This window comes from Pseudomonas sp. DTU_2021_1001937_2_SI_NGA_ILE_001 (assembly GCF_032463525.1).
Taxonomy (GTDB): domain Bacteria; phylum Pseudomonadota; class Gammaproteobacteria; order Pseudomonadales; family Pseudomonadaceae; genus Aquipseudomonas.
Window position 1 is genome coordinate 3,445,102 of record NZ_CP135971.1, and the last position, 24,807, is coordinate 3,469,908.

Genomic DNA, 24,807 nt, shown 5'->3' on the forward strand with positions numbered 1-24,807 from the left:
AGCGGTTATGCTGCCTGTCCGTTTTCTGCCAAGGGACGCTGTGTGACTGCCCCGAATTCTCTCGACTCCTTGTGGCTGACCGAAGCGGTGCGCCTGCGCGAAGCCCAGGCTGGCCCCCTCGACGATCAGCAGGCCAGCCGCCAGGCACGCGCCGCCGGTGGTGACTTCGCCACGCGCCTGCAACAACGAGCCCACTGGCTGGCCGAGCGCGATGGCATGCTCGCGGCCCTGCGCCGTTGGAAACAGGGCGCACGCCTGGCACTGCTGGCCCTGGCGCTGTTCGCCCTGGCCAGCGGCGCCGGCCTGGCCTTCGCCGCATTGGGTGGTACGCCCGGCTCGATCAATGTGTTTCGCGCCGTGGGCAGCCTGCTGGGCCTGAACCTGCTGCTGTTGCTGGCCTGGACCCTGGGCATGCTGCTGAGCCGGCATGCCGGTGCCAGCCTCGGGCAGCTGTGGCTGTGGCTGAGCGGTCGCCTGGCGCGTGACGCCCAGGCCGTGCAACTGGCCCCCGCCCTTTTACTACTGTTGCAACGCCAGCGCCTGGAGCGCTGGGCCTTGGGCCTGCTGAGCAACGGCTTGTGGCTGCTGGCGCTGCTCAGCGCACTGGTGGTACTGCTGGCGATGATGGCCACGCGGCGCTACGGCTTCGTCTGGGAAACCACCATTCTGGGCAGCGACACCTTCGTCAGCCTTACTCAACGACTGGGCACCCTGCCCGCCTGGCTGGGCTTCAGCGTGCCCGACGCCGAGACCATTCGCGCCAGTGGCAACGGTCCCGCCGGTCTAGACGATGCGCGCCAGGTCTGGGCCGGCTGGCTGGTCGGGGTGCTGCTGATCTACGGCATCCTGCCGCGCCTGCTGCTGACCCTGCTGTGCCTGTGGCGCTGGCACCGCGGTCGCCAGGCCCTGAGCCTGGACCTCGACGACCCGGCCTACCAGCACCTGCGCGAGCGTCTGATGCCGGCCAGCGAACGCCTGGGCGTCAGCGACGCCGCACCGGCCCGGCTGCATGAAGTTCCACGCCCCACGGCGAAGCTGGCCGAGGGCAGCGCGCTGATGGTCGCCCTGGAGCTGGACGATCAGCAGCCCTGGCCACCGGCACAGGCTGCACAGGTGGCTGACGCCGGTGTGCTGGACAGCCGCGAGTCGCGCCATCGCCTGCTCGAACAACTGACCCAGAACCCTCCGGCGCGCCTGCTGATCGCCTGCGATCCGCGCCGCTCACCCGACCGCGGCAGCCTGGCGCTGCTCGCCGAACTGGCGCGCAATGCCGGGCAGACCCGCGTGTGGCTGCTGCCGGCCCCCGCCGGGCAGCAGCTGGATACCGAACGCCTGGGCGACTGGCAGGACGCCCTGCAAGCGCTGCAACTGCCTGGCCATACCCAGGCCCCGATGAACTGGCTGGAGAGCGGCCATGACTGACGCACATCGCCCGCTGAAGCTGGCCGTGGTCGGCCACACCAACGTGGGCAAGACCTCGCTGCTGCGCACCCTGACCCGCGACGTGGGCTTTGGCGAGGTGTCGCATCGCCCGAGCACCACCCGCCATGTGGAAGGTGCACGCCTGTCCGTCGACGGCCAGGCGCTGCTGGAGCTGTACGACACGCCAGGGCTGGAAGACGCCATCGACCTGCTCGACTACCTGGAGCGCAGCACCCAGGGCGAGCGCCTGGACGGCCCGGCGCGGTTGCAGCGCTTTCTGCAGGGCAGCGAGGCGCGCCAACGCTTCGAGCAGGAAGCCAAGGTGCTGCGCCAGTTGCTGGCCTGCGACGCCGGTCTGTACGTCATCGACGCCCGCGAGCCGGTGCTGGCCAAGTACCGCGACGAACTGGCGATTCTCGCCGGGTGTGGCAAGCCGCTGCTGCCGGTACTGAATTTCGTCAGCCGCCCCCAGGCCCGCGAAGCGGACTGGCGTGAGGCCTTGTCGCGCCTGGGCCTGCATGCCCTGGTGCGCTTCGACAGCGTGGCGCCCCCGCAGGACGGCGAGCGCCGGTTGTACGAAAGCCTGGCGCTGTTGCTGGAAAACGCCCGGCCCCAACTGGAGCGCCTGATCAGCGACCTGGAAACCCAGCGCCAGGCCAGGCGCCATGCCGCAGCGCGGCTGATCGCCGACTTGCTGATCGACTGTGCCGCCAGCCGGCGCAGTGTGCCGGCGCAGGCCGACCCCGAACGCCAGGCCATCGAGGCGCTGCATCAGGCCGTGCGTCAACGTGAGCAGCAGTGCGTCGAGTCGCTGTTGCAGCTCTATGCCTTTCGCCCCCAGGACGCCTCGACCGGCGACCTGCCGCTGCTCGACGGGCGTTGGGGCGACGATCTGTTCAACCCCGAGACCCTGCGCCTGTTGGGCGTACGGGTCGGCGGTGGCGTAGCGGCAGGGGCGGCAGCCGGTGCCGGGGTGGACCTGCTGGTCGGCGGCCTGACCCTGGGTGCAGCAGCGCTGGCCGGGGCCATTGCCGGCGGCGCGCTGCTGACCGCCAAGGGCTACGGCAACCGCCTGCTCGGCAAGCTCAAGGGCGAACGTGAGCTGACCGTGGACGACGCCGTGCTGCGTTTGCTGGCCTTGCGGCAGCGGCAATTGCTGCTGGCGCTCGACGCGCGTGGGCATGCGGCGATGCAGCGCATCGAGCTGGAGACACCGCAGGACACCCAATGGCGTACCGGCAAGCTGCCCGCCCCGTTGCGCCGGGCACGCGCCCATCCGCAATGGTCGAGCCTGAACCCGCATGCGCGACCCAGCCAGGCCGAACGCCAGGAAGCCCGTGAACGCCTGGCTGAAGTGCTACAAGCCTCATGAGCCGCGACAACCGGTGGGAGCGGCTTTAGCCGCGAAAGCGCCAGGAAATTCACTGCATTTGTTGTGAACAGGCGGTCGCTTCGCGGCTGAAGCCGCTCCTACCTGGTCGCACAGCGCTTAGTCGAACGGTATTGCGGCTAAAGCCGCTCTGTGACCGGATTTCTGCCTGCCAGGCGACCAAGGGTGCTTGCACTGCCTACCGCAAACCCCGGCGGGCCGGTATGATCCCGCGCCCGTGATGACCACCCAGAAAACAGAATGAAACCCACCCTGATCGCCGCCGCCGAACTCGACCGCCTGGAAACCTGGGCCAAGTACTCCAGCCACATGTGCGGGGGCTGCATGTCCACCTGCTGCACCCTGCCGGTCGAAGTGAAGATCAAGGACCTGATCCGCATCGGCATCGTCGACGAGTTCGAACAGGGTGAGCCGCCGAAGAACATCGCCAAGCGCCTGCTCAAGGAAGGCATCATCGAGCGCTTCAACCAGAAGACCGGCATCTTCACCCTGCAGCGCATGAGCAACAACGACTGCCTGTACCTGGACCGCAAGAGCCGCCTGTGCACCATTTACGACAAGCGCCCGGACACCTGCCGCAACCACCCGAAGATCGGCCCGCGCCCCGGCTACTGCGCCTACAAGCCCAAGCCGGCGGAAAAGAACGCCAACTCTGCGGTGAGCCGTGGTCCGACCCGCGTATCGCTGGATTTCTGATGCGCTGAAGCCGAACCTTCCACCCGCACAAACGAAAACGCCCCCGGTCTTGCGACCGGGGGCGTTTTCATTCAGCCGGGGCTAAGTCTCACGCCTTGGCTTTCTTGGCAGCGCGGGTACGCTCGCCTTCGTCGAGGATCTTCTTGCGCAGACGGATCGACTTCGGCGTCACTTCGCACAGCTCGTCGTCCTGGATGAATTCCAGGGCCTGTTCCAGGGTGTGGCGAACCGGCGGAACCAGGGCGATGACCTCGTCCTTGCCCGAAGCACGCATGTTGTCGAGCTTCTTGCCTTTGGTCGGGTTCACGCCCAGGTCGTTGTCACGGCTGTTCAGACCGATGATCTGGCCGTTGTAGATGTCCTGGCCGTGCTCGATGAACAGCTTGCCACGAGCCTGCAGGGTTTCCAGCGAGTAGGTCAGCGCCTTGCCGGTTTCGACCGAAACCAGAACGCCGTTGAGGCGGCCGGACATCTGGCCTGGCTTCATGGTGTCGTAGCGATCGAAGATCGAAGTCAGGATGCCAGCACCGTTGGTCAGGGTCAGGAACTGGTTACGGAAACCGATCAGGCCACGGGCCGGAACGTTGTACTCCAGACGCACACGGCCTTTGCCATCCGGCACCATGTTGGTCAGGTCGCCCTTACGCAGACCCATCTCTTCCATGACCTTGCCCTGGGATTCTTCAGGGATGTCGATGGTGACGTTCTCGAACGGCTCCTGCTTGACGCCGTCGACTTCGCGGATGATCACTTCAGGACGGCCCACGGCCATCTCGAAGCCTTCACGGCGCATGGTTTCGATCAGAACCGAGAGGTGCAGCTCACCACGGCCGGAAACCTTGAATTTGTCGGCCGAGTCGCCTTCTTCAACGCGCAGGGCCACGTTGTACAGCAGTTCCTTGTCCAGACGTTCCTTGATGTTACGACTGGTGACGAACTTGCCTTCCTTGCCGCAGAACGGCGAGTCGTTGACCTGGAAGGTCATCGAAACGGTTGGCTCGTCGACGGTCAGGGGCTTCATGGCCTCGACGTTGTTCATGTCGCACAGGGTGTCGGAGATGAACAGCTCTTCGAAGCCGCTGATGCAGACGATGTCGCCAGCGGTGGCTTCTTCGACGTCGACGCGGTGCAGGCCGTGGTGACCCATCAGCTTGAGGATACGACCGTTGCGCTTCTTGCCTTCGGTGTCGATGGCGATCACCGGGGTGTTCGGCTTGACGCGGCCACGGGCGATACGGCCCACGCCGATGATGCCCAGGAAGCTGTTGTAGTCCAGAGCGGAGATCTGCATCTGGAACGGGCCGTCGACGTCGACGCTTGGCGCCGGAACGTGGTCGACGATGGCCTGGTACAGCGCGGTCATGTCTTCGCCCATGGCGGTGTGGTCCAGACCGGCGATGCCGTTCAGGGCCGAGGCGTAGACGACCTGGAAGTCCAGCTGGTCTTCGGTGGCGCCGAGGTTGTCGAACAGGTCGAAGATCTGGTCCAGAACCCAGTCAGGACGCGCGCCTGGACGGTCGACCTTGTTGATCACGACGATCGGCTTCAGACCGGCTTCGAAGGCCTTCTTGGTCACGAAGCGGGTTTGTGGCATCGGGCCGTCCTGGGCGTCGACCAGCAGCAGCACGGAGTCGACCATCGACATCACGCGCTCTACTTCACCACCGAAGTCGGCGTGGCCGGGGGTGTCGACGATGTTGATGCGGTAGTCGTTCCAGCGGATGGCGGTGTTCTTCGCCAGGATGGTAATGCCGCGCTCTTTTTCCTGGTCGTTGGAGTCCATCACGCGCTCGTCGTTGAGCTCGTTGCGCTCCAGAGTGCCGGACTGACGCAGCAGCTTGTCGACCAGAGTGGTTTTACCGTGGTCAACGTGCGCGATGATGGCGATGTTGCGGAGATTTTCGATCACTTGTGTATCTCGATCAGAGGATTCGGTCTGCCGTCCGGACGCGGGCGGCGATTAACGTTGGAAATCTTCAGGTACGGCCGTGACAGCGTCGGGGGGCCGGTGACGCAAGCCACAGGCAAACAGCCCCGGGCGTTTAGCTCGGTCGATATACGCGCACATTGGCATGCCCCTCACTGAGCAGGTGGTGAGCATGCAGGCGGCTCATGACGCCTTTGTCGCAATACAGCAGGTACTGGCGGTTGCCATCCAGTTCCTTGAAGCGGCTGTTCAGTGCATAGAACGGCACGGCTTGTACTTCAACGCCAGGCACGTCCAGCGGCTGGTCTTCCTGGGCATCCGGATGGCGGATGTCGAGAATGACCTGGCCGGCCAGGGCCTGGTGGACTTCTTCGACCGCGACCTGCTGGCTGAGGTCGTCGATCACCCGGTCGATCGCCACCAGCCTGGCGCGCTCCAGGGCACGGTCCAGGACCGCCATGTCGAAGCGCGTCTCTTCGTGCTCGACGCGGTAGCGCTTGGCGCTGGTCTTCGGGTTGACCGAGATCACCCCGCAATATTCGGGCATGTGCCGGGCGAAATCGGCCGAGCCGATCTGGGTCGCCAGGTTGACGATGTCCTGCTTGTCGGTGGCGATCAGCGGACGCAGCACCAGCTTGTCGGTCACCGAGTCGATGGTCGCCAGGTTCGGCAGGGTCTGGCTCGACACCTGGGAAATCGCCTCGCCGGTGACCAGCACGTCGATCTCCAGGCGTTCGGCCATCGCCGAGGCTGCGCGTAACATCATACGCTTCAACACTACACCCATATGACCGTCGTCGACTTTCTGCAGGATTTCGCCCAGCACTTCTTCGAACGGCACGCTGATGAACAGCACGCGCTGCGAGCTGCCGTACTTCTTCCAGATGAAATGCGCGACTTCCATCACGCCCAATTCATGGGCACGGCCGCCGAGGTTGAAGAAGCAGAAGTGCGCCATCAGGCCACGACGCATGATCTGGTAGGCCGCCACGGTGGAGTCGAAGCCACCGGACATCAGCACCAGGGTCTGTTCCAGTGCACCCAGCGGGTAGCCACCCAGGCCCTGGTGCTGGCTGTGCACCACGAACAGGCGGTCGTCACGGATCTCCATGCGCACCAGCAGCTCGGGATTCTTCAGGTCGATGCCGGCGGCACCGCACTCGCGACGCAACTGGCTGCCGACGTAGCGCTCGACGTCCATGGAACTGAAGGAATGCTTGCCGGCCCGCTTGCAGCGCACCGCGAAGATCTTGCCGGGCAGCAGGTCGGCGTAATGCTGCCGACACTTGGCGACGATGTCGTCGAGGTCGCCCAGCGGGTATTCGGCCACTTGCAGGAAGTTGGCGATGCCGGGCATGCAGCTCAGCCGCTCGGTGATGCCCTGCAGGATCTTCGGATCGGTTTCCCGGGTCTCGACCTCCAGGTTGTCCCAGACGCCGCCCACGACAATGTTTTCGTCCAGCTCGCGCAGCACGGTGCGGATGTTCTTGGCCAGCTGGCGGATGAACTTCTTGCGCACCGGCGGGCTTTTGATAGTGATTTCTGGGAAAACTTTGACGATGAGCTTCATGGAAACAGTGCGTGAAGGGCCGACAAAAAAAGAGGGGCGCGGATTATAGCGGAAATTGCTCAAGCTTTGACCAACTATCGTACATCCGATTGTCAGCGCACCAAAAAGGGTCAAACTCGGAAAAATAAGCATCAATAAGGTGCAATATTTTTCCAGGAATTTCGTGGATGCGACGTAAACGCTTGTATTTGGGGCGGCCAGCCCATCTCGGGGCACTGGCATGCAAATTGCTCCCTTGTGAGGCAGGTAGCCATGGCAGAGTATTTTGCGCCGGCATCACCCAAATTCAGAGGCCCCTACAAAAGCATCGGCCTCAACCCACCCGGAGGACACTATGTCGAAGTCGGTTCAACTCATCAAAGATCATGACGTTAAATGGATTGATCTGCGCTTCACTGACACCAAAGGCAAGCAGCAGCACGTCACCATGCCGGCACGCGATGCGCTGGACGACGACTTCTTCGAAATCGGCAAGATGTTCGACGGTTCCTCCATCGCCGGCTGGAAAGGCATCGAAGCCTCCGACATGATCCTGCTGCCGGACGACGAGTCCGCCGTACTGGACCCGTTCACCGAAGAGCCGACCCTGATCCTGGTCTGCGACATCATCGAGCCGTCCACCATGCAGGGCTACGATCGCGACCCACGCGCCATCGCCCACCGCGCCGAGGAATACCTGAAGAGCACCGGTATCGGTGACACCGTATTCGTAGGCCCGGAGCCTGAGTTCTTCATCTTCGACTCGGTCAAGTACAAGTCCGACATCTCCGGCTCCATGTTCAAGATCTTCTCCGAGCAAGGCTCGTGGATGACCGACCAGGACGTGGAAGGTGGCAACAAGGGCCACCGTCCAGGCATCAAGGGCGGCTACTTCCCGGTTCCACCGGTCGACCACGACCACGAAATCCGTACTGCCATGTGCAACGCACTGGAAGAGATGGGTCAGGTCGTCGAAGTTCACCACCACGAAGTGGCCACCGCCGGTCAGAACGAAATCGGCGTGAAGTTCAACACCCTGGTCAAGAAGGCTGACGAAGTACAGACCCTGAAATACGTGGTCCACAACGTTGCCGACGCCTACGGCCGCACCGCGACCTTCATGCCGAAGCCTCTGTACGGCGACAACGGCTCGGGCATGCACGTGCACATGTCCATCGCCAAAGACGGCAAGAACACCTTCGCCGGCGAAGGCTATGCCGGCCTGTCCGACACCGCCCTGTACTTCATCGGCGGCATCATCAAGCACGGTAAGGCCCTGAACGGCTTCACCAACCCGTCGACCAACTCCTATAAGCGTCTGGTCCCAGGTTTCGAAGCTCCGGTGATGCTGGCCTACTCGGCCCGTAACCGCTCGGCCTCGATCCGTATTCCATACGTTTCCAGCCCACGCGCCCGCCGCATCGAAGCCCGCTTCCCGGATCCGGCTGCCAACCCATACCTGGCCTTCGCCGCCCTGCTGATGGCTGGCCTGGACGGTATCCAGAACAAGATCCACCCAGGCGATGCCGCCGACAAGAACCTGTACGACCTGCCACCAGAAGAAGCCAAGGAAATCCCGCAAGTGTGCGGCAGCCTGAAAGAGGCCCTGGAAGAGCTGGACAAAGGCCGTGCGTTCCTGACCAAGGGCGGCGTGTTCTCCGACGACTTCATCGATGCCTACATCGAGCTGAAGTCGGAAGAAGAAATCAAGGTCCGTACCTTCGTACACCCTCTGGAATACGAGCTGTACTACAGCTGCTGATTCCTGTTGCGCCGCCTGCCGGCGCATCGAGAGGCCACCTTCGGGTGGCCTTTTTTTTGCCCTGCCGCAGCCGGTCCTGCCTGAACAGCTGGGCATCCTGGCCTTGCGCGGCTTCAACCGCGCAAGGGCCGGGAGGCGACCAATAGATATTCATCGCACACCCGTCATCCGGCTGTGCCATGCTGCATCGCCGTTCCGATTTCCTGGAGGTTCTCCATGCTTTCGTCCTGCCTGCCGCGCCCTTCCCGCCTGGGTTTTGCCGCACTGGCACTGCTCAGCCTGCTGACAGCCTGTACCAGCACCCGCCATCCCCCCGAAGCCCTGGCACCGCTGCTGGGCGATATCGAGCAGCGCCTGGCCCTGGCTACCCCCGTGGCGCTGAGCAAATGGGACAGCGGCCAGCCGGTCGAAGACCGCCCCCGCGAGCGCCAGGTGATTGACCGGGCCGCCGAGCGCGCCCGCGAGTGGCAGGTCGACCCGGCCTGGGCACGGCAACTGTTCGCCGACCAGATCGAAGCCAGCAAGATCAGCCAGCACGCCAGCCTCGACGCCTGGAAACGCCAGGGCCAGGCGCCGCAGACCCCACGCCTGAACCTCGCCACACAGATTCGCCCGGCCCTGGATGACCTGCAGGAACGCATGCTCCAGGACATGGCGCACTTTGCGCCGTATCGCGCCGATGGCGCCTGTCGGCAATGGCTCGCCGATCGGCAACGCCAGGTTCAGGGCGACGCCTCGTACCTGCAGGCCTGGCACCAGGCGACTGCCAGCCTTTGCGCCCGCTAGCAGGGTGACCGGGCAACACTCAGGCGGCCTGCAAATAGTCGAAAATCAGCGCCGCCTTATTCCGCATCTGATGGCAAAATCATTCCCCGCCAGGGCTGCGCACCGGCACAGGAACGATTCAGACAGGGAAATACCACGTTCAGCATGAGCCACCACGACCCCGCCATCGACGCCCCCGTGCCCGTGCACACTGAAGGGCGGCATGTCATCGACCTTACCGGCCCCCGCAGCCACACCCTGTCCATGGAGCCTGGGGTCGGCAGCCTGCGCATTGGCCCGGCGGCGCTCGGCAAGAAGGCCGACCTGCACGCCGAGGCCCACGAGCGGCTCGCCTGGAATGCCTTCGATCCTTTCGCCACTCAGGCCGGTTCACCCTGGCCACGCTTTCTCAGCTATACCGGCGGTGACACCGGCTTCGTGAGCTGGGCCAGCCAGCGCTCCATCGAGGAAATGGTCTGGACGCCGCTACTAGCCGAAGACACCTGGGTCGATGCCAGCCAGGCCGCCCTGCACCGCCTGGCGATCCACCTGGCGCCTGCAACCAGCCGCCTGCGCATGACCCTGCCCAGCCACACCACCTGGGCCTACCGGCATCTCAGCCTGAACGGCGAACTGTCACGCTTCGTGGCCGAGGGCGACCTGCCCTGGTCACTGGCCTTGGCACCGCGCACCAGCCCGCGCCGTCAGGGGCCGCCCTTCGAATTGCCAGACCTGGGCATCCTGCATCAGGTCGAACACCTGGCCCTGCAAAACGGCCCGATGGCCCAACCGGTTTCGCTCAAGTGCCTGCGGCGCTTCACCCAGTTGCGCAGCCTCGACCTGTGGGGGCATTTCTGCGACCTGCAGGAGCTGGCCCGCCACCCGCGGCTCGAAGCCCTGGAGTTACGCTTCATGCCCGACCTTCAGGGCCTGCCGGCACTGGACAGCTGGCCGGCCCTGGAGCGTTTCATCGCCTTCAATGTCGAGGAAGCCACCGGCAAGCGTCTGCGCCAGCAGGTCAAGGCACGGGGTCGGGTGCGGGGCTGGAACGGCCACGCCTCGGTCAGCCAGCTGCGCAAGCCGCTGTGGTGGGAGGCGGAGTACGGCCGGCCGTTCTCCGCCTGGCCCAAGCGCCTGGCCAAGATCGCCAACGGTGCCTACGACCAGGCCCTGGCCAGCCTGGCACTGGCCGCAGACGCGGTACAGGCAGAAGCGGCATTCAGCGCCTTCGCCCGACACTTCAACTCGCTCAAGGGCATCGAGAGCAGCGAGCGCGATGACCTGGGCGAGGCCATCTGGCAACTCAGCCAGAGCGAACATGCCATGCGCCTGGGGGTCAGCGCCGAACGGGCGCAGGCGTGGTTCGACCAGGTACGCGATTACTGACACCCCGCCAGGCAACGGCGGGCGATCTGCATTATGCTGAGGCTCCATCGCCTGCCCGCTTTTAGAGACTCCCATGCGCCGTCGCCTTGCCTGCCTGTCGTTGCTGATCTGCCTGCCCGCCATGGCGCAGATCTACAAGTACACCGACGCCAACGGCAACACCGCCTACAGTAACCAGCCCCCCGACGGCACACGTGCAGAGTCGGTGGAGCTTAAACCGCTCAACAGCATCCCCACGCCACCTGCCCCGGCCGCTTCATCGCCATCAGCTGCCGCGCAGCCCGCGCCGCCAGCAGCGGCCGAAACCTTCACCTATCAGGAGCTGGCCCTGACCGGCCTGCCCGAAGAGGGCGCCATCCGTGCCAATGACGGCACCTTCAGCATCGGCGTGAAGATCGTGCCCAAGCTGCAGCCCGGCCATCGCCTGCAATTGCTGGTAGACGGCACCCCCTACGGCCAGCCCACCAATGTGCCGCAATTGCAGGTGGTGAATCTCGACCGCGGCGAGCACCGCTTCGCGGTGCTGGTGCATGATGTGCGCCGGGTCATCCAGCAGAGCCCGACCGTGACCCTGACCGTATTGCGCGCCGCCGCAGGAAGGCCTTGAGATGCCCAGCCTGCGCGCCCTGTTGTCGTGCCTGCTGCTGGCGGCGCTGCCGGCCGTGGCCACACCGATCTACACCTACATCGATGCCGAGGGCAATCGGGTCTTCACCGACCAGCCGCGCAAGAACGCCAAGCGCCTGGACGTGACCCCCACAAACAACATGAGCAGCACGCCGCGCACCCGGGACGTCAAGATCGGCCCTGCACAACCGGTTAAAAAGCCCATGTTCCATTACCAGTTGCTGCGCATCCTGGTGCCGGAGCCGGACAGCACGGTACGCAGCGGCGAAGGCAAGGTGATCGTCACGGTCAGCAGCGACCCTGCCCTGCAGGACGGCCATCGCTACCTTCTGCTGCTCGATGGCCAGCCAGTGGGCGCGCCAGGGCGCAGCCCGGTGTTCGCCTTGGACAACCTCGATCGCGGCACGCACCAGATTTCCGTGGAGATCTACGACGAACTGGGCCGCCTGCTGGAAAAGACCCCCAACCAGCCTTTCCACCTGCAACGCATCTCGCTGAACCAGAAACGCCTGGCCAACCCCTGCAAGGCCGAAGAGTACGGTGTGCGTCCCGAGTGCCCGCTCAAGGACAAACCGGAAGAAAAGCGCAGCTGGGTGCCGTTCCTCTAATCAGAGCAGGCAAAGTGTCTGTATTTGGGGCAGGCGCCCACCCCGGCGCCACAATGCACTAAACTGGTGCACAACTCGTCCTATCTTGGCTTGATCGGCCCCACTTCGGGTCAAAGCAGGCAATCGTGCGTCGCTGTGAGGCCACAACGGCACAAAAAAAGCCCGGTTTTCATGCGCCATACGCTTCTTTTCGGAGCCTTGGTTTGGTTCTTGCAACCTTGACCGGCACAGCACCCTGCCAAGCACTGTCCCATGATCGTGCCGATGCCAAGGACGTCACCCGACGCCCATGCCACACGATGAAAAGTGCCAGAAGAGGTCACCCGGATTCATGACTATCAGCGATGCGCTGCACCGGTTGTTACTCGACAACCTGACCACTGCGACGATTCTGCTCAATGCCGACCTGCGCCTGGAGTACATGAACCCCGCCGCGGAAATGCTCCTGGCCATCAGCGGCCAGCGCAGCCACGGACAGTTCATCAGCGAGCTGTTCACCGAGTCTGCCGAAGCGCTCAGTTCGCTGCGCCAGGCCGTGGAGCAGGCCCACCCGTTCACCAAGCGCGAGGCCATGCTCACCGCGCTGGCCGGCCAGACCCTGACCGTCGACTACGCCGTCACGCCGATCCTCAGCAAGGGCGAGACCCTGCTGCTGCTGGAGATCCACCCGCGTGACCGGCTGCTGCGCATCACCAAGGAAGAAGCGCAGCTGTCCAAGCAGGAAACCACCAAGATGCTGGTGCGCGGCCTGGCCCACGAAATCAAGAACCCCCTGGGCGGTATCCGTGGCGCGGCGCAACTGCTGGCCCGCGAGCTGCCCGAGGAAAGCCTCAAGGACTACACCAACGTCATCATCGAAGAGGCCGACCGCCTGCGAAACCTGGTCGACCGCATGCTCGGCTCCAACAAACTGCCATCGCTGGCCATGACCAACGTCCACGAGGTACTGGAGCGGGTCAGCAACCTGGTAGAAGCCGAAAGCCAGGGACGCATCATCCTGGTGCGCGACTACGACCCGAGCATCCCCGACGTGCTCATCGACCGCGAGCAGATGATCCAGGCGGTGCTCAACATCGTGCGCAACGCCATGCAGGCGATCAACACGCAGAACGAACTGCGCCTGGGGCGTATCACCCTGCGCAGCCGGGCCATTCGCCAGTTCACCATTGGCCACGTGCGGCATCGCCTGGTGGCCAAGGTGGAAATCATCGACAACGGTCCGGGTATCCCGCCCGAACTGCAGGACACCATTTTCTATCCGATGGTCAGCGGCCGCCCCGACGGTACCGGGCTGGGCCTGGCCATTACCCAGAACATCATCAGCCAGCACCAGGGCCTGATCGAGTGTGAAAGCCATCCCGGCCACACGGCCTTCTCGATCTTCCTGCCGCTGGAACAAGGAGCCGCCTCGACATGAGCCGTAGCGAAACTGTCTGGATCGTCGATGACGATCGTTCCATCCGCTGGGTATTGGAGAAGGCCTTGCAACAGGAAGGCATGACCACCCAGAGTTTCGACAGCGCCGATGGCGTGATGAGCCGCCTGGCGCGGCAACAGCCGGACGTGATCATTTCCGACATCCGCATGCCCGGCGCCAGCGGCCTGGACCTGCTGGCACGCATTCGCGAGCAGCACCCGCGCCTGCCGGTCATCATCATGACCGCGCATTCGGACCTCGACAGCGCCGTGGCCTCCTACCAGGGCGGCGCCTTCGAATACCTGCCCAAGCCATTCGACGTCGACGAAGCCGTGTCGCTGGTCAAGCGTGCCAACCAGCACGCCCAGGAACAGCAGGGCCTCGACACGCCACCGGCGATGGCCCGCACCCCGGAGATCATCGGTGAAGCCCCGGCGATGCAGGAGGTGTTCCGCGCCATCGGCCGCCTGAGCCACTCCAACATCACCGTGTTGATCAACGGCGAGTCCGGTACCGGCAAGGAGCTGGTGGCGCATGCCCTGCATCGCCACAGCCCGCGCTCGATCGCCCCCTTCATTGCCCTGAACATGGCGGCGATTCCCAAGGACCTCATGGAGTCCGAGCTGTTCGGCCATGAGAAAGGCGCCTTTACCGGCGCGGCCAACCTGCGGCGCGGGCGCTTCGAGCAGGCTGACGGCGGCACGCTGTTCCTCGACGAAATCGGTGACATGCCTGCCGACACCCAGACCCGCCTGCTGCGCGTACTGGCCGACGGCGAGTTCTACCGCGTGGGTGGCCATACCCCGGTCAAGGTCGACGTGCGCATCATCGCCGCCACGCACCAGAACCTCGAAGGCCTGGTCCACGCCGGCAAGTTCCGTGAAGACCTGTTCCACCGCCTGAACGTCATCCGCATCCACATCCCGCGGCTGTCCGACCGTCGCGAGGACATTCCGACCCTGGCCCGTCACTTCCTCAGCCGCGCCGCCCAGGAACTGGCCGTGGAGCCCAAGCTGCTCAAGGCCGAGACCGAGGAGTACCTCAAGCACCTGCCCTGGCAGGGCAACGTGCGGCAACTGGAGAACACCTGCCGCTGGATCACCGTCATGGCCTCGGGCCGCGAGGTGCACATCAGCGACCTGCCGCCGGAACTGCTCAACGTGCCGCAGGACGCCGCGCCGGTCACCAACTGGGAACAGGCGCTGCGCCAGTGGGCCGACCAGGCGCTGTCGCGCGGCCAGTCCAGCCTGCTGGACAGCGCCGTGCCGGCCTTCGAGCGGATCATGATCGAGACGGCCCTCAAGCACACCGCCGGTCGCCGTCGCGATGCCGCCGTGTTGCTCGGCTGGGGCCGCAATACCCTGACCCGCAAGATCAAGGAACTGGGCATGAAGGTCGACGGCAGCGACGAGGACGACGGCGAAGAGAGCTGACGAAAGGGCAGGCCCGGCCCTCAAGGGCTGGCAGCCTGCGCTGTCATTTCTGTCAGTTTACGCCCCTGGTATTCGCTGATTAGCTCCGGTCCAAGGCCTTGCCCGGCAAGGCCACATGGAGCTGACTGCGATGGACCCACGCCTTGCGCCCGGTGGCTGCCGCCACCTGCCTCCCTGCCTGCCGCCACGTGCCTCCCTGCGCCAGCGTGATCGCGTGGTGGACTACGAGCTGGCCGAAATGGCCGTGCTGCTGCGCACCGGTGAGCTGAGTGCCGAACAGCTGGCCATCGCCTATCTGGCGCGCCTCTACGAATTCGAAGACCGCCTGCGCGCCTGTGGTGCCGACCAGGGCTATTGCCTGACCCTGCACATCGACGCCCAGCAGGCGCTGACCCGCGCGCGGCTGGCCGATCAATGGCTGAACAATCCCGATGACCCACGCGGCCCGGCCCCGGTGCTGTGCGGCATCGTGCTGGGCATCCGCGAATCGCTGGCGGTACCGGCACGGCGCAACAGTCCCTGGCGCCTGGCCGACTCGTCTCTGGCTACACGCCTGCTGGACCAGGGTGCGGTACTGCTGGGTCCGCTGCGTGACCCGACCCACGCCGAAGGCAATGCTGCCGGCCTGAGCGCCATTTCGCCTGTCGCACGGCTGTGCGCAGCGGCACTGGGCGAAACCGCTGACGAGGCGTTCATGATTCCCACCGCCGCGCATGGCGCCAGCGGCATCAAGCCCTCGCTGGGGCTGGCGATGGGCTGGGACGTGCCGGGCAGCATCGCCCGCTCGGTGCGCGACGCCGCCCTGGTGCTGGAAGCCATCACCGGCAGCCCGGCCAGTACCGCGCCGGTGCGCTGGCCGGTGAGCGCCCGCGACCAGGCCCGCCCACTCACAGCCGTAAGGATCGGTGTGCCCTGCCCGACCGATACGCTCGGCGCGCTGTTCACCGAGCAGATCCTGCAACGCCTGTACGCCCAGTTGGCCGAACTGGGCGCACAACTGGTCGAGCTTGCCGCCCATCCGCAAAGCTGGGACGCGGTGCTGGCGGAACAGGCGCTGGACTTCATCCTGCTGCTGCCCCAGGGCGGCCGGCTGCCGAACCTGCCGGGCTGGCCGATGGTCACGTTCCCGGTGGGCCTGAGCGCCGACGCGGGGGCGCTGAACGCGGCGTTCTGCGGGCCGCACCTGAGCGATGCGGCGCTGGTGCAGGCCGCCCTGGATTTCCAGGCGCACTACCCGCAATACCATGACAGCGCGCCCTTGCTGCGCCTGGCCAGCGCCGCTTCGGCAATCACTGCGCCAAGGATGGCCTGGCCCACAGGTTGATACCGCCTTCCACGGCGTAGCGGTCGATCTCGGCCAGTTCCTCGGCACTGAACGCCAGGTTCTGCAGGGCGGCAACGTTCTCGACGATCTGCTCCGGGCGGCTGGCACCGATCAGCGCCGAAGTCACCCGCGGGTCGCGCAGCGTCCAGGCCAGGGCCATCTGCGCCAGGCTCTGGCCACGGCGGCGGGCGATCTCGTTGAGCTGGCGCACGTGCGCCAGGTTCTGCTCCGAGAGGTGCTCGGCCCTCAGCGAGCCGCCGCCCGGCCGGTTGACCCTGGCATCCTCCGGGACACCTTGAAGGTATTTGTCTGACAGCAGCCCCTGGGCCAGGGCGGTGAACACGATGACGCCGGCACCCAGCTCGCCGGTGGTGTCCAGCAGGTCCTTTTCCACCCAACGGTTGAGCAGGTTGTAGGCCGGCTGATGAATGAGCAGCGGCACCCGCCATTGCTTGAGCAGCTCGGCGATCTGCCGGGTCTTGGCCCCGGAGTACGAGGAGATGCCGATGTACAGCGCCTTGCCCTGCTGCACGGCGGTGGCCAGGGCACTGGCGGTTTCCTCCAGTGGCGTGTCGGGGTCGAAGCGGTGCGAATAGAAGATATCCACATAATCCAGGCCCAGGCGCTTGAGGCTCTGGTCAAGGCTGGCCAGCACGTACTTGCGCGACCCGCCACCCTGGCCGTACGGTCCGGGCCACATGTCCCAGCCGGCCTTGGTGGAGATGATCAGCTCGTCGCGGTAGGCGTGGAAATCCTCGCGCAACAGGCGGCCGAAGTTCACCTCGGCGCTGCCGTAGGGCGGGCCATAGTTGTTGGCCAGGTCGAAATGGGTGATGCCCAGGTCGAAGGCGGTGCGCAACATGGCGCGCTGGGTGTCGATGGGCGTGGCGTCACCGAAGTTGTGCCACAGCCCCAGCGACAGCGCCGGCAACAGCAGGCCACTGGTTCCGGTGCGGCGGTAGAGCATGTCGTCGTAGCGGTTGGGTGCAGCGATGTAGGTCATTGCGTGTTACCTCATGAAGGCAGAGTAGGAGCGGCTTTAGCCGCGAAGCGACTGCATGTTCCCAGCAGATGCAGTGAGTTTTCTGGCGCTTTCGCGGCTAAAGCCGCTCCTACCGGTCTGCGGGCCGCCAGATCGCCTGGCTGATATCCACTTTTTTGGGCAGCAGGCGACTGTCGAAGAACAGGTCGGCGGTGGCCTGCTGGGCCTGGATGATCTGCGCACTGATCGGCAGGCTCGGCGATACTGGACGATGGTCGATGTACAGGCCGATCACCTCGGCGGGCAGGCCCATGCTGCGACTGAGGATTTCGATGCTCTGCGCGCGCTGGCTGCGGGTCAGTTCGTCGGCGCCGGTCAACTGGTCGAGGACCTGCTGCACGAACGCCGGGTGCTGCTCGGCGAAGCGGCGCCGTGCGGTATACACCGGGCCGGACAGGCCCAGGCCGGTGCCGTCGGCGAGCAGGCGGCTGTGGCCTTCGACCAGGGCGATGGAGTAGTACGGGTCCCAGATCGCCCAGGCGTCGACGCTGCCATTTTCGAACGCGGCACGGGCATCGGCGGGGCTGAGGTACACCGGCTGGATGTCTTTGAAGGCCAACCCGGCCTTGAGCAGCGCACGCAACACCAGGTTGTGGGCGCTGGAACCCTTCTGCAGGGCGACCTTGCGGCCCTTGAGGTCTTCGACCTTGTGCAGCGGGCTGTCCTGGCGCACCAGAATCACCTCGGCAGCCGGCTTGGCCGGCTCGGCGCCGATGTACACCAGGTCGGCGCCCGCCAGCTGGGCGAAGATCGGCGGGATGTCACCGGTCGAGGCGATGTCCAGGCTGCCGATGTTCAGCGCCTCCAGCATCTGCGGCCCGGCAGGGAATTCGATCCATTTCACCTGCGTCTGTGGGAAGCGCTTTTCCAGCAGCGCCTGTTCCTTGGCCAGCACCAGGGGAATCGAGCCCTTCTGGTAACCGATGCGCAAGGTGTCCGGGTCGGCTGCGGCGGTGTCGATCAGCCCGCAGAACGCCAGAGCGGCGGCGAACAATGCCAGTGGTTTCATGCTCAGTCCTGTCATAGGTTCACCCCTCCTGCCGGAGGGATGCGGTGGATTCGAAACGGTTGGCCGGCCGCTGCAGGCCCAGGTGTTCACGCAGGGTCGTGCCCTCGTAGGCCGTACGGAACAGCCCGCGTCGTTGCAGCTCCGGCACCAGCAACCGCGCGACGTCTTCCAGGCCGCCGGGCAGGTGCGGCACCAGCACGTTGAAGCCGTCGGCTGCGCCGTTCTCGAACCAGTTCTGCAGTTCATCGGCGATCTGCGTGGGGGTGCCGACCAGGCTGTAGTGCCCTCGCCCACCGGCGATGCGTCGGCCCAATTGCCCAAGGTTGAGGTGCTCCCGGGCCGCCAGTTCGGTGAGCAGCGCCTGGCGACTGCGCTGACCGCTGTCGGTCAGCGGCAGCTCGGGCAGCGGGCCGTCCAACGGGTAGCCCGACAAATCGAAGTTGCCCAGCATGCGCCCCAGCAGGGCCACGCCCACCTGCGGTTCGACCAGGTCCTGGAAGGCTTCGAATTTGCCGCGGGCCAGCGCTTCGCTCTCATCCACGACGATCAGCACGCCGGGCATGATCTTCAACGAATCCGCCTGGCGCCCGTAGGCCGCCAGGCGCCCCTTGAGGTCGGCGTAGAACGCCTGGGCACTGGCCAGCGAGGTCTGCGCGGTGAACACCACTTCGGCAGTGCGCGCTGCCAGGTCGCGGCCAATCTCCGAAGAGCCAGCCTGCACCACCACCGGCTGGCCCTGGGGCGAGCGCGCCACGTTCAGCGGCCCCTTGACCCGGAAGTGCTCGCCCTGGTGATCCAGCACATGCAGCTTGGCCGGGTCGTAGTACTGCCCACTGGCCTTGTCACGGCTGAAGGCATCATCCGCCCAGCTGTCCCACAGGCCGGTGACCACCTCGTGGAACTCCTTGGCCCGGCTGTAGCGCTCGGCATGCCCCACATGCTCGTCACGGCCGAAGTTCTGCGCCTCGGCGGCGGCGTCCGAGGTCACCAGGTTCCAGCCGGCGCGGCCGCCGGACAGGTGATCCAATGAGGCGAACTTGCGCGCCACGTGGTAGGGCTCGTTGTAGGTGGTGGTGGCCGTGGCGATCAGGCCGATGCGTTCGGTCACCGCCGCCAGTGCCGAGAGCAGGGTCAGCGGCTCGAAGTGATCGGAGCGGGCCATGCGGCTGGCGATGTCGCCGCTGGCCGCCGCCACGCTGTCGGCCACGAACAGGGTGTCGAAGCACGCGGCCTCGGCCACCTGCGCCAGGTGCCGGTAGTGCTTGAAGTCCAGCCCCGCGTCGGCGGGCACCTGCGGATGACGCCAGGCCGCGACGTGGTGCCCGGTGGCCATCAGGAATGCGCCCAGTTTCAGTTGGCGAGCGGGTGTGCTCATGGTTACCACTCCTTGAAGGTGTCTGAGGTTGTTGCACGCAATGGCTCAGAAATCCTTGCGCAGCTGGACGCCGAAGTAGCGCTCGTCATCACGGGGGACGGCGCGGTACACGTAGTTGCCGCCGGTGGCCAGCATGGGTGAGTAGGACTTGTCGGCGAGGTTTTTGCCCAGCAGGGCCACGCGCCAGCCGGCGTTGTAGTCGGCCAGGGCCACGCTGGCGTTCCAGATGCCATAGGCGCCCTGCTGGGTGTCCGGGTTCTGGCTGATGTCGTACTGCACTTCGCTCTGCCAGCTGTAATCGGTGCTCAGCTCGACATCCAGACCGTTGTCCAGCGGGATGCTGTAGTCGGCCCGTACGTAGCTTTTCCAGTCCGGGCTGTAAGGCAGCGGCTTGCCGTCGACGTTGCAGGACGCCGCCGCACCGGCCGGGCAGGCGAAGCTGTCGATGCGTGCCTTGGTGTAGGCCAGCGCGCCGGAGAGCTTCAGCTGCGAGGTCACCTGCAGGGCGTAGTCCAGCTCCACGCCTTCGGTCTTGACGCTGCCGGCGTTGATCAGGCGGGTCACCACCTGGCCCGCCACGCTGTCGAAAAAGTTGGCCTGGTAGTTGTCGTAGTCGCTGTGGAACACCGCCAGGTTGGTGGTCAGCCGGTTGTTCCAGGCGCTGGCCTTGATACCCGCCTCCCAGGTGTTGGAGGTCTCCGGCTTGAGCGCGTTGGTGTCACGCGGCTGCATGTTGAAGAACACGTTGTAGGCCGGGCCCTTGTAGCCGCGCGAGTAGGTCAGGTAGGTGGTCACGCTGTCGCTGAGGTCGTACTGCAGGCCCAGGCGCCCGGACTTGCCCTCCTCGTCCACCGAGCCGGAACTGGCAGTGCCCGGCTGGATGCCGCTGACCGTTACCGCCGAGGTCGATACGCGGCGGTGATCGTATTTCAGGTCGTCATGCGTCCAGCGCAGGCCGGCGATAGCGCGCAGGTCGGAGGTGAAGTTGAAGGTGGTTTCACCGAACACCGAGTAGCTGTCGTTGGTGGTGCTGTAGTCGGCCACGCCCCGGTCCTGGCTGGTCGGGGTAATCAAGGTGCGGCGGTAGGTTTCGTCACTCTTGCCATGCATGTAGAACAGCCCGCCGACGTACTCGACGAACTCGCCCTTGGGCGAGGCCAGGCGCAGCTCCTGGGAATACTGGTTGTACTCCAGTTGGCCCTTGTCCTCGGTGCCGGGGAACGCCGCGGTGATGGTGCCCAGGCGGTCGCCGTCCTGGTACTGAGTGTTGTCCCAGCCACGCCAGGCGGTGATCGAGGTCAGGGTGTAGTCGCCCAGTTGCCAGTCCAGTTGCCCCGACAGCCCTTTGTTCACGTCGTCGACATGGCTGCGGTAGTCGCTGACCACGTCGCGGTTGTCGTTGCTGGCGCGTACCGGTGCCAGGGCGCTGGCGAAGGCTGGCGTCAGCGCCTTGCTGACCACGCCATTGGGTGCATCGTCGTGGGCCTGCTGGTAGTCGCCGATCAGGGTGAAGGTGATGTCGTCATTCGGAGTGAACTGCAGCTTGCCGCGCACGCCCTTGCGGTTGTAGCCGTTGACCTCCTGGCCGTTGAGCTTGTTGTCGACATTGCCGTCGTAGCTGCCGAACAGCGTGGTGACCGAGCCCTTGAGGGTGCCAGGAATCAGCGCACCGCCAATGCCGAAGCGGGTGCGGCTTTCGTTGCCGGTGTACCACGACTGGTCGATGTAGCCGTGGGTTTCTTCACTGGGCGCCTTGGTGACGATATTCAACACACCTGCCGAGGCGTTCTTGCCGAACAGCGTGCCCTGCGGGCCACGCAGCACCTCGATGCGCTCCAGGTCGAGCAGGTCGAGGGTGGCCTGGCCGGGGCGGCCGAGCACCACGCCGTCGACCACCGTGGCTACGGTAGGCTCGACGCCCGGCGAGGTGGAAATGGTGCCGACGCCACGAATGAACAGTGAGGTGTCCTTGTTCGAGGCGCCGGTGCGGTAGTTCAGGGTCGGCACCTGCTGCACCAGGCTGGCGACGCCGTTGCGGTTGTCGCGCTCGAGCTGTTCGCCGTCGACCACCGACACCGCCACGGGCACTTTTTGCAGGGACTCTTCGCGGCGCGTGGCGGTAACCGTCACGGCGTTGAGCACCGGCGCCTCGCTGGCGTTGCTGCCGGTCTCGGCCAGCGCCACGCCAGGCGCCAGCGGCAGGCTGCTCAAGCCCAGCAGCAGCCAGGCGCAGCGACGCTGCGTGGTGCGGTTGGCCTGGCCGATCGCCGTAGCCAGAAGAGAGTGTGTGGTGCCGCCGCCAAGTGTGCTGTGCATCTGCGTGCCTGCCTGAAATATGCCGAGTGGTATCGGTGCCCCACGCACCGATGCTTGAAGGTCGGGCTAACCGGGTTCGGCATTCGCGGCGGCGAGTAGCAGACAGCCCTGGACGTTAGCGCTAACATCGCCAGTATCAGGAAGCTCCCTATAGAGCGTCCAATACTGAAAAATTACTTTTATATGCATTAAAGCTATTAAGGCGCCCGCATTCATGAGCGATGAATCCAGCCCACCGCGTAAACGCCGCGGTGCCGGACGGGTGACGTTGAACACCGTGGCCCGGCACGTCGGCGTATCGGCGATCACTGTTTCCCGCTACTTCAATCAGCCTGGGCAGGTCTCGCCCGAACTGCGCGAGCGCATTGCGGCGGCGGTCGAGGCTCTGGGCTACGTGCCCAACCAGGTGGCGGGCGGGCTGGCCTCGGCGCGCAGCAAGGTCGTGGCAATGGTGGTGCCGAACATCTCCGGGCCGATCTTCGCCAACACCATCCAGGGCTTCAGCGACACCTTGAGCCAGCACGGTCTGCAGCCGCTGCTGGCTTCCAGTTACTTTTCTCCCGAACAGGAAGAGAGCGCAGTACGCGCATTCCTCGGCTGGTCACCGGCCGCCCTGGTGTTGACCAGCCGCTTCCACACTCCGGCCACGGAACGCATGATCGCCCAGGCCGACATGCCGGTGATCGAGACCTGGGACTACCAGCCTGAGCGCGCGCCGATCCAGATCGGCTTTTCCCACCATCAGGTAGGGGTCACCGCCACCCGCTACCTGCACGACAAGGGTTACCGACGCATCGCTTTCGTGCTCAACAGCATGGCCGGCGACTTGAGCGCCTTGGAGCGCTGCCAGGGCTACAGCGATACCGTGCAGGCCCTCGGCCTGGCCCCCTGGGTGTTTACCCCACAGACCGGGCTGGCGCCCTTCGAGGCCGGCAAGCAGGCCATGCATGCCCTGATGAGCGGCCCACAACGCCCGGACGCGATCTTCTTCGCCAACGACAACCTGGCTGCCGGCGGCCTGCTCGCCGGCCAGCGTGCCGGGCTGCGGATTCCCGAAGACTGCGCCGTGATGGGCTTCGGCGACTACGCCTTCGCCGAGATGCTGCTGCCCAGCCTGAGCACCATCAAGCCGCCGGCACTGGAAATCGGCGTACTGGCCGCGCAGCGGGTATTGCAGAGCCTGGAGATGTTACCGCTCGATGAAGACGGCATCCGGCACCTGAACCGGCTGGACTGTCGGGTGATCGAACGAGAGAGTACCCAGGGCTGAGCTCTGTCACCGCTACAGGGTGCCAGCCAGCGCCAATACTGGTCAGTTAGTCGTTAGGTGGCTCGGTAGGAGCGGCTTTAGCCGCGAAAGCGCCAGGAAATTCACTGCATCTTTTGTGAACATGCGCTCTTTTCGCGGCTGAAGCCGCTCCTACCCAGTCTGACCGAACAGTTTTGCAGCTAGCGCCTGCTCAACCAGATGCGCCCAATGTTCAATACTGATCACCTTGCCAACCTGACAGGAGAAAACGCCTCATGACTTCTCGTAAAGTCGCCATCGTCACCGGTGCCTCGCGCGGCATCGGTGCCGAGATCGCCCAGCGCCTGGCCGCCGACGGTTTCGCCGTGGTCATCAACTACGCCAACAGCGCCACCGAAGCTGACGCCCTGGTCGAACAGTTGCTGGGCGCCGGCCATCATGCCATTGCGCTGAAGGCCGACGTGTCGAACGCCAGTGACGTGCGCCGCCTGTTCGATGCCACCGAACACCACCTGGGCAAGGTCGACGTGCTGGTCAACAACGCCGGTATCCTCAAGACCCTGCCGCTGGCCGAAACCAGCGACGAGTTGTTCGAGCAGACCTTCGCGGTGAACACCCGTGGCGTGTTCAACACCCTGCGCGAAGCCGCCAACCGCCTCAACGACGGCGGGCGGATCATCAACTTTTCCACCACCGCCCTGGCCCTGAAGCTGCCTGGCTACGCCATCTACAACGCCAGCAAGGCGGCGGTGGAAGCCATGACTCCGGTGTTCGCCAAGGAACTGCGCGGGCGCAACATCACCGTCAACACCGTCGCCCCTGGTCCGGTGGCCACCGAGTTGTTCCTGGCTGGCAAGAGCGAAGAGCAGATCCAGCACTTCGCCAGCCTGCCGCCGCTGCAACGCCTCGGCCAGCCCGAGGACATCGCCGGCGTGGTGGCCTTTCTCGCCGGGCCGGATTCGGGCTGGATCAACGGCCAGGTGCTGCGCGCCAACGGCGGCCTGGCCTGAGCGATACCCTACGGCAGGCCGATGACCCGGCCGAGCAGCTCAGGCCTCGGCAGTTCGGCCTGCTCGGCGCAGAGCGCAGCCAGCCGTTGCCGCGTGGCTTCGGTAAACGGCGCTGAACGCGGGCCGGCCAGGTCGACGTGCAGCAGCATCTGCTCATTACCGGCCAGCAGCGTCGCGTCCCCCACCCTGTGCAGGCTGTGGAACAGGTGCAGACGCTTGGCGTCGTAGCCGATCAGCTGGGTGTGCACCTCGACCTCGGCGCCGAGCTTCACTTCGTGCAGGTAGTTGAGATGCAATTCAAGGGTGAACAGCGAGTGACCGCTGGCGTCGCGGTTTGCGCTGTCCAGGCCCAGGGTGTCCATCAGCGCATCGGTGGCATAACTGAAGATCAACAGGTAGAACGCGTCGCGCAGGTGGCCGTTGTAATCGACCCAGTCGGGCGATACATCGGTGCGGTAGGTGGTCAGTGCAGGCATGGTGCAATACTCGTTCGGAAAGGC

At 65.2% G+C, this 24,807-nt stretch carries 20 protein-coding genes; 13 read left to right on the forward strand and 7 right to left on the reverse strand.

Going from position 1 to position 24,807, the window contains the following annotated elements:
• Positions 1–42: 42 nt before the first annotated feature.
• The 3 genes from RRX38_RS14790 (at position 43) to RRX38_RS14800 (ending at position 3,508) form a co-directional block, all read left to right on the forward strand.
• Positions 43–1,422: a DUF2868 domain-containing protein gene (locus tag RRX38_RS14790; RefSeq protein ID WP_315959731.1), complete on the forward strand. Its 1,380-nt coding sequence runs from the start codon at positions 43–45 to the stop codon at positions 1,420–1,422.
• On the forward strand, positions 1,415–2,794 hold the full coding sequence (locus RRX38_RS14795) for a DUF3482 domain-containing protein (RefSeq protein ID WP_315959732.1): 1,380 nt from the start codon (positions 1,415–1,417) through the stop codon (positions 2,792–2,794). Before RRX38_RS14790 ends, RRX38_RS14795 begins: the two co-directional genes overlap by 8 nt.
• A gap of 258 nt (positions 2,795–3,052) precedes the next feature.
• Positions 3,053–3,508 carry a YkgJ family cysteine cluster protein gene (locus RRX38_RS14800; protein ID WP_315959733.1) on the forward strand — a complete coding sequence of 152 codons (456 nt, stop codon included), beginning with the start codon at positions 3,053–3,055 and terminating at the stop codon, positions 3,506–3,508.
• An 88-nt stretch (positions 3,509–3,596) separates the two neighbouring features.
• Here RRX38_RS14800 and typA read toward each other — a convergent pair whose 3' ends face one another.
• A complete protein-coding gene (gene typA, locus RRX38_RS14805) occupies positions 3,597–5,417 on the reverse strand; it encodes a translational GTPase TypA (RefSeq protein ID WP_315959734.1) in 1,821 nt (606 codons plus the stop codon).
• A 133-nt stretch (positions 5,418–5,550) separates the two neighbouring features.
• Positions 5,551–7,005, reverse strand: a complete 1,455-nt coding sequence (gene thiI, locus RRX38_RS14810) for a tRNA uracil 4-sulfurtransferase ThiI (protein WP_295472759.1) — start codon at positions 7,003–7,005, stop codon at positions 5,551–5,553.
• Between the two features lie 334 nt (positions 7,006–7,339).
• On the opposite strand from thiI, the gene glnA reads away from it, so the two are divergent.
• The 8 genes from glnA to RRX38_RS14850 all read left to right on the forward strand — a co-directional run bounded on the left by glnA (position 7,340) and on the right by RRX38_RS14850 (position 16,306).
• The gene (glnA, locus tag RRX38_RS14815) at positions 7,340–8,746 is read left to right on the forward strand and encodes a glutamate--ammonia ligase (protein WP_295472760.1); all 1,407 of its coding nucleotides are present in this window, start codon (positions 7,340–7,342) and stop codon (positions 8,744–8,746) included.
• Positions 8,747–8,962: 216 nt separating this feature from the next.
• The gene (locus RRX38_RS14820) at positions 8,963–9,532 is read left to right on the forward strand and encodes a chorismate mutase (RefSeq protein WP_315959735.1); all 570 of its coding nucleotides are present in this window, start codon (positions 8,963–8,965) and stop codon (positions 9,530–9,532) included.
• Positions 9,533–9,676: 144 nt separating this feature from the next.
• The gene (locus RRX38_RS14825) at positions 9,677–10,897 is read left to right on the forward strand and encodes a hypothetical protein (RefSeq protein WP_315959736.1); all 1,221 of its coding nucleotides are present in this window, start codon (positions 9,677–9,679) and stop codon (positions 10,895–10,897) included.
• Between the two features lie 73 nt (positions 10,898–10,970).
• On the forward strand, positions 10,971–11,504 hold the full coding sequence (locus RRX38_RS14830) for a DUF4124 domain-containing protein (RefSeq protein ID WP_315959737.1): 534 nt from the start codon (positions 10,971–10,973) through the stop codon (positions 11,502–11,504).
• 1 nt (position 11,505) lies between these two features.
• Positions 11,506–12,132 (forward strand): DUF4124 domain-containing protein, encoded by a 627-nt coding sequence (locus RRX38_RS14835; protein ID WP_315959738.1) that lies wholly within the window; start codon positions 11,506–11,508, stop codon positions 12,130–12,132.
• A gap of 331 nt (positions 12,133–12,463) precedes the next feature.
• Positions 12,464–13,549 carry a nitrogen regulation protein NR(II) gene (gene glnL / locus RRX38_RS14840; protein ID WP_295472765.1) on the forward strand — a complete coding sequence of 362 codons (1,086 nt, stop codon included), beginning with the start codon at positions 12,464–12,466 and terminating at the stop codon, positions 13,547–13,549.
• A complete protein-coding gene (gene ntrC, locus RRX38_RS14845; RefSeq protein WP_315959739.1) occupies positions 13,546–14,982 on the forward strand; it encodes a nitrogen regulation protein NR(I) in 1,437 nt (478 codons plus the stop codon). The genes glnL and ntrC overlap by 4 nt, the downstream gene beginning before the upstream one ends.
• 130 nt (positions 14,983–15,112) lie before the next feature.
• Complete coding sequence (locus RRX38_RS14850) at positions 15,113–16,306, forward strand: amidase family protein (protein WP_315959740.1); 1,194 nt, start codon at positions 15,113–15,115, stop codon at positions 16,304–16,306.
• On the opposite strand, the gene mgrA is transcribed toward RRX38_RS14850, so the two are convergent.
• From mgrA to RRX38_RS14870, 4 genes are all read right to left on the reverse strand, one after another.
• Positions 16,272–17,309, reverse strand: coding sequence for an L-glyceraldehyde 3-phosphate reductase (gene mgrA / locus RRX38_RS14855; RefSeq protein WP_295472768.1), 1,038 nt, complete (start codon positions 17,307–17,309; stop codon positions 16,272–16,274). The genes RRX38_RS14850 and mgrA overlap by 35 nt on opposite strands.
• 109 nt (positions 17,310–17,418) lie before the next feature.
• Positions 17,419–18,357 carry a sulfonate ABC transporter substrate-binding protein gene (locus tag RRX38_RS14860; protein WP_315959741.1) on the reverse strand — a complete coding sequence of 313 codons (939 nt, stop codon included), beginning with the start codon at positions 18,355–18,357 and terminating at the stop codon, positions 17,419–17,421.
• A gap of 19 nt (positions 18,358–18,376) precedes the next feature.
• Positions 18,377–19,732, reverse strand: a complete 1,356-nt coding sequence (locus RRX38_RS14865) for an LLM class flavin-dependent oxidoreductase (protein ID WP_315959742.1) — start codon at positions 19,730–19,732, stop codon at positions 18,377–18,379.
• 45 nt (positions 19,733–19,777) lie between these two features.
• Entirely contained in the window at positions 19,778–22,048 is a 2,271-nt protein-coding gene (locus RRX38_RS14870) for a TonB-dependent receptor (RefSeq protein WP_315959743.1), read from the reverse strand.
• 214 nt (positions 22,049–22,262) lie between these two features.
• On the opposite strand from RRX38_RS14870, the gene RRX38_RS14875 reads away from it, so the two are divergent.
• Positions 22,263–23,318, forward strand: a complete 1,056-nt coding sequence (locus RRX38_RS14875; protein WP_315959744.1) for a LacI family DNA-binding transcriptional regulator — start codon at positions 22,263–22,265, stop codon at positions 23,316–23,318.
• A gap of 254 nt (positions 23,319–23,572) precedes the next feature.
• Positions 23,573–24,307 carry an SDR family oxidoreductase gene (locus RRX38_RS14880; protein ID WP_295472773.1) on the forward strand — a complete coding sequence of 245 codons (735 nt, stop codon included), beginning with the start codon at positions 23,573–23,575 and terminating at the stop codon, positions 24,305–24,307.
• A gap of 8 nt (positions 24,308–24,315) precedes the next feature.
• Here the strand turns inward: RRX38_RS14880 and RRX38_RS14885 are convergent, their stop codons facing one another.
• A complete protein-coding gene (locus RRX38_RS14885) occupies positions 24,316–24,783 on the reverse strand; it encodes a thioesterase family protein (protein WP_315959745.1) in 468 nt (155 codons plus the stop codon).
• Positions 24,784–24,807: the final 24 nt, after the last annotated feature.